Genomic DNA, 1,015 nt, shown 5'->3' on the forward strand with positions numbered 1-1,015 from the left:
GGACGGGCCGGCCGAACGGCACGACCGCGCCGGTGGCCCGGCGGGCGGGGCCCGCAGCGTGCCGCCGCAGCGCGAGCCCGCCGGCCGGACGACCCCGGCAACCGATCGCGACGACACGGAACTCCCGCCTTCCGACGCCCAGTTGATCGCCGATATGCGGGCCGGCGACGACAGTGCGTACGAGGAGATGTACCGCAGGCACGCCGCGGCGATCCGGCGCTATGCCCGCAGCTGCTGCCGGGACGTGCACACCGCGGAGGACCTGACCGGCGAGGTCTTCGCCCGCACGCTCCAGGCGGTGCGCGGCGGTGCGGGCCCGAACTCCGCGGTGCGCGCGTATCTGCTGACGACCGTCCGCCGGGTCGCCGCGTCCTGGGCGAGGACCGCGCGGCGGGAGCAGCTGGTCGAGGACTTCGCGGTGTTCGCGCTGTCCATGTCCGGATCGTCCATGGACGACGACACCTTGGATCTGGGCGCGGAGGTGCGCGCCCTGCACGAGGCCGAGCAGTCGATGGCCGTACAGGCGTTCCGCAGCCTGCCGGAGCGCTATCAGACGGTGCTGTGGCACACCACGGTCGAGGACGAGTCGCCGAGCGAGGTCGCCCCGTTGCTCGGGCTGACCGCGAACGCCACCGCCGTATTGGCGCACCGCGCCCGGGAGGGTCTCAAGCAGGCGTATCTGCAGGCGCATGTCAGCCGGTCGCTGACCGACGGCGGCGACTGCGCCCGGTACGCCGACCGGCTCGGCGCCTACGCCCGTGGCGGGCTGCGGATGCGGGCCGAGCGGGGGCTGCGCAAGCATCTGGACACCTGTGTGCGGTGCCGTATGGCCGCGCTGGAGGTCGAGGACGTCAATCAGCGGATCGGTGCGCTGTTGCCGGTCGCGGTCGTCGGCTGGTTCGCCGCCGGGTACGCGGTCAAGGCGGCCACCGCGGCGGTGGGTGTCGCGGGCGCGGGTGCGGCGGCCGGGGCCGGTGCAGCCGCGGGCAGCGGCTCCGGTGCGGCCGCGGGTGGC

1 protein-coding gene is annotated in these 1,015 nt (G+C 74.9%); it reads left to right on the forward strand.

Features of this window, described 5'->3' with window-relative positions; translation table 11 throughout:
- Nucleotides 1–1,015, forward strand: a 1,015-nt coding sequence (locus DY245_RS32810; protein WP_244943415.1) for a sigma-70 family RNA polymerase sigma factor, incomplete at both ends; no start/stop codon positions are given.

The organism is Streptomyces inhibens, from assembly GCF_003389455.1.
Classification (GTDB): Bacteria; Actinomycetota; Actinomycetes; order Streptomycetales; family Streptomycetaceae; genus Streptomyces; species Streptomyces inhibens.